The organism is Mycobacterium colombiense (assembly GCF_003284935.1).
Classification (GTDB): domain Bacteria; phylum Actinomycetota; class Actinomycetes; order Mycobacteriales; family Mycobacteriaceae; genus Mycobacterium; species Mycobacterium arosiense_A.
In genome coordinates this window covers 1-3211 of the sequence record NZ_QMEV01000138.1, presented here as the reverse complement: position 1 = coordinate 3211, position 3211 = coordinate 1, and the positions used below count along the sequence as shown (strand labels likewise).

Below are 3211 nucleotides of genomic sequence, written 5' to 3'. Positions count from 1 at the left end.
GACTGCCCCTCAATGCACGCGTGGCCGCCCGTAATCAGCGGGGCGGCCGCCGCGTCGGGGCTCAACGCGATAGCAGCTCCGCACAACCCAGCGCCGGCAACTACTTTGATGTTGAACCGATCGACGATCGCCATCAGCGTCAACTCTCCTTTATCCACGCTCAGCTATTTCCGCAATCATGTGGTGCAGCAGGCCCGCCTAGCCGTACCGAGGCCGCTTTTCACGACCGCGCCAATTGTCAGCAGCCGACGCGCGACACGCGCCACGCCGCACCGCGCCGTTTCCAAATGGTGACGTCACAACGGCGTCACGAATCAGAACACCCTCGGCGGACACCGATCGACCTGCACGAATGGGCTTGCGCCGTAGCGGTACTCAGCGATCGTCGCCCCCCGGCCACGCCGCCGACCGGGCGCGTCGTGCGGCGATCCCGCGTGCTGGCCGCGCCCTCGTCGTAGCGCCCGACGGACAGCCGCCCGGATGCTCGGCTGGCCGACTTCAAATCCCACGGACTTTATTTTTCCGCAGGTCCTTCACAGGAAACTGTAGGTGAACAGTTATCGTTCCCAAGGTTACGTAGAAGTTAACATCGTGATTAGAACTGTTGACGGGAAGAGGAGAAGGGGCCATGTCACCACGTCGTCTCGCCGCCGGGTTCATCGGTTCAGCCCTGTTCGGCGGCCCGCTTCTGGCCGGTCTTGTCTGGGCAAGTCCAGCGCAGGCCGACGCGGCCGGCTTCCTCAATGACATGCATCGCGACGGGGTCCACGCCGTCTCGGGCGGCGACGCCGCGCTGTTGCAGGCCGGCCTGAACGTATGCCAGCAAATCTCCTGGGGCGCTCCGCCCGCGCAGCTCGAAGGCTTGGCGCTGCAGCGCTCCGACGACCAGCAGGGGGCGGGTGGCCTGAGCGCCAAACAGGCCGACGACGTGGTCGTCTACGCCATGCGCGATCTGTGCCCCAGCTAGAAAGGGCCCCGATCCAACAGACTTCGGCGGCCTAGCGACCGGCCGTTCTTTGCCGACTATTCACTCTCCCGATTTCTTTGCGCAGCGGGTCGTCGCACTTTTGTGTAAAAGTGCATCATCCGCATCGGGCGCAGACGTAAGGAGAAGGTTGGATGGCGGCACGCAGGCGATATGGCCGGGTGATGGGCGCGGCGCTGGCCAGTGGCCCACTTGTGCTGGCCGGGGTCCTCTGCGCCGGCCCGGCGCGGGCCGACGGGGCAGCCTTCCTCAACGACCTGCACAACGCCGGCATCCATGCCGTCAACGGCGGCGACCCGGAGCTGCTGCAGATGGGCGCCGACCTGTGCCAGCAGCTTTCCTGGGGCGCCTCCCCGCAACAGCTGGAGGGCTTGGCGCTGCAGCGCTCCGACGCCGACCAGGGCACCGGGGGCATCAACGGCCGCCAGGCCGCCGACGTCGTCATCTTCGCGCTGCGCGACCTGTGCCCCAACGCCTGACGGCGAGCTAGTGGCGGGCAGTCCGCTCCGCGCTAGGGTGACACTCGAGTGAAGCTGAGCGCACGGAACCTGGCCGGCCTCGAGATCCCGGTCCCGACCTATGACCGCAGCCAAATCGGCGTCGGCATAGCACATTTCGGCGTCGGCGGCTTCCACCGGTCGCATCAGGCCATGTACATCGACCGGCTGCTCAGTGACGGGCTCGCACACGACTTCGGCATCTGCGGAGTCGGCGTGCTGCCGGGCGACGAGCGCATGCGCGACGCCCTGCGCGGCCAGGACCACCTCTACACGCTGATCCTCGAGCACCCCGACGGCACCCGCGAGCCGCGGGTGATCGGCGCGATCGTCGACTACCGTTATGCGCCCGACGATCCCGACTCGGTGATCGAGCTGCTGGCCGATCCGGCCACCCGGATCATCTCGCTCACCATCACCGAGGGTGGTTACCAGCCGCCGCTGAGCGCGGTGTTCGGGTTGGTGGCCGAGGCGTGCGACCGGCGGCGCGTGCGCGGCCTGCCCTCCCCCACGATCGTGTCCTGCGACAACATCGCCGGCAACGGAGACCTGGCCCGGCGCGTCTTCACCTCAGCCGCCGAACGAGTGAATCCCGCACTGGCGCAATGGATGCGCGAGAAGACCACCTTTCCCAACTCGATGGTCGACCGGATCACACCGGTGACCACGCCCGACGTGCTCGAGCGGCTGGAGTCCGAATTCGGGGTGGCCGACGCCTGGCCCGTCATCGCCGAACCGTTCGCCATGTGGGTGATCGAGGACAACTTCGCCGACGGCCGCCCGCCGCTGGATCGGGCCGGGGTGCAACTCGTCGAGGACGTGGCGCCGTACGAGGCGATGAAATTGCGGCTGCTCAACGCCGGGCATCAGGGCCTGTGCTATTTCGCCTACCTCGCGGGATACCGGCTGGTGCACGACGCCGCCCAGGATCCGGTGATCGCGGATTTCCTTGCCCGCTATATGGATTCGGAGGCCATGCCGACGCTGCGGCGCGTCCCGGGCCTCGACGAGTTCCGGGCCGGCCTGCTGCCGCGCTTCGCCAACGCCTACATCCGCGACACCGTCGCCAGGCTGTGCGCCGAATCCTCGGACCGCATCCCGAAGTGGTTGTTGCCGGTGGTGCGCGACAACCTGCGCGCCGGCGGGCCGGTGCGGCTGTCCGCGGCGATCGTCGCGAGCTGGGCGCGCTACGCCGAGGGCGTCGACGAACGGGGCGAACCGATCGAGGTGGTGGACCGCCTGGCCGACACCCTGGTGCCGCTGGCCCGCGCGCAGCGCGACGACCGGCTCGCATTCCTGGCCAACCGGGCGGTCTTCGGCGACCTCGTCGACCACGAGCGCTTCCGCGAGGCCTACCTGTGGGCGCTGGACTCGCTGCACCAGCAGGGCGCGCGCGCCACCCTGCGGGCGTTGCTCGGGGCCGACCCGCCGTGACCCTGGTCGCCGGCATCGACTCCTCGACCCAGTCCTGCAAGGTGCTGGTGTGCGACGCCGCCACCGGCCGGGTGGTTCGCGAGGGCCACGCCAGCCACCCCAACAACACCGAAATCGACCCTGCCGCATGGGAATCCGCGACTCGTCAGGCCATCGCGGCCGCGGGCGGGCTGGACGGGGTCGACGCGGTGGCCGTCGGCGCGCAGCAGCACGGCATGGTGTGCCTGGACGCGACCGGCCGGGTGGTGCGCCCGGCGCTGCTGTGGAACGACGTGCGTTCGGCCGACGCCGCGCG

At 68.8% G+C, this 3211-nt stretch carries 4 protein-coding genes and 1 pseudogene; 4 read left to right on the top strand and 1 reads right to left on the bottom strand.

The window, feature by feature from the left end:
* Positions 1–143: pseudogene (locus DQP57_RS27390) on the bottom strand (hypothetical protein); the annotation flags it as partial.
* Positions 144–628: 485 nt separating this feature from the next.
* Here DQP57_RS27390 and DQP57_RS26355 point away from each other — a divergent pair.
* The 4 genes from DQP57_RS26355 to DQP57_RS26340 all read left to right on the top strand — a co-directional run.
* Complete coding sequence (locus DQP57_RS26355; protein WP_112635847.1) at positions 629–967, top strand: DUF732 domain-containing protein; 339 nt, start codon at positions 629–631, stop codon at positions 965–967.
* A gap of 152 nt (positions 968–1119) precedes the next feature.
* Positions 1120–1464, top strand: coding sequence for a DUF732 domain-containing protein (locus DQP57_RS26350; RefSeq protein WP_112635845.1), 345 nt, complete (start codon positions 1120–1122; stop codon positions 1462–1464).
* Between the two features lie 48 nt (positions 1465–1512).
* Complete coding sequence (locus DQP57_RS26345) at positions 1513–2916, top strand: mannitol dehydrogenase family protein (protein WP_112635843.1); 1404 nt, start codon at positions 1513–1515, stop codon at positions 2914–2916.
* On the top strand, positions 2913–3211 hold a 299-nt coding region (locus DQP57_RS26340), incomplete at its 3' end, for an FGGY family carbohydrate kinase (RefSeq protein WP_240631900.1). The genes DQP57_RS26345 and DQP57_RS26340, both read left to right, overlap by 4 nt.

What these genes read in the sequence shown, in the direction of transcription:
- DQP57_RS26355 (WP_112635847.1), top strand. Translation starts at nt 629, where the DNA reads ATGTCACCACGTCGTCTCGCCGCCGGGTTCATCGGTTCAGCCCTGTTC.
- DQP57_RS26350 (WP_112635845.1), top strand. Translation starts at nt 1,120, where the DNA reads ATGGCGGCACGCAGGCGATATGGCCGGGTGATGGGCGCGGCGCTGGCC.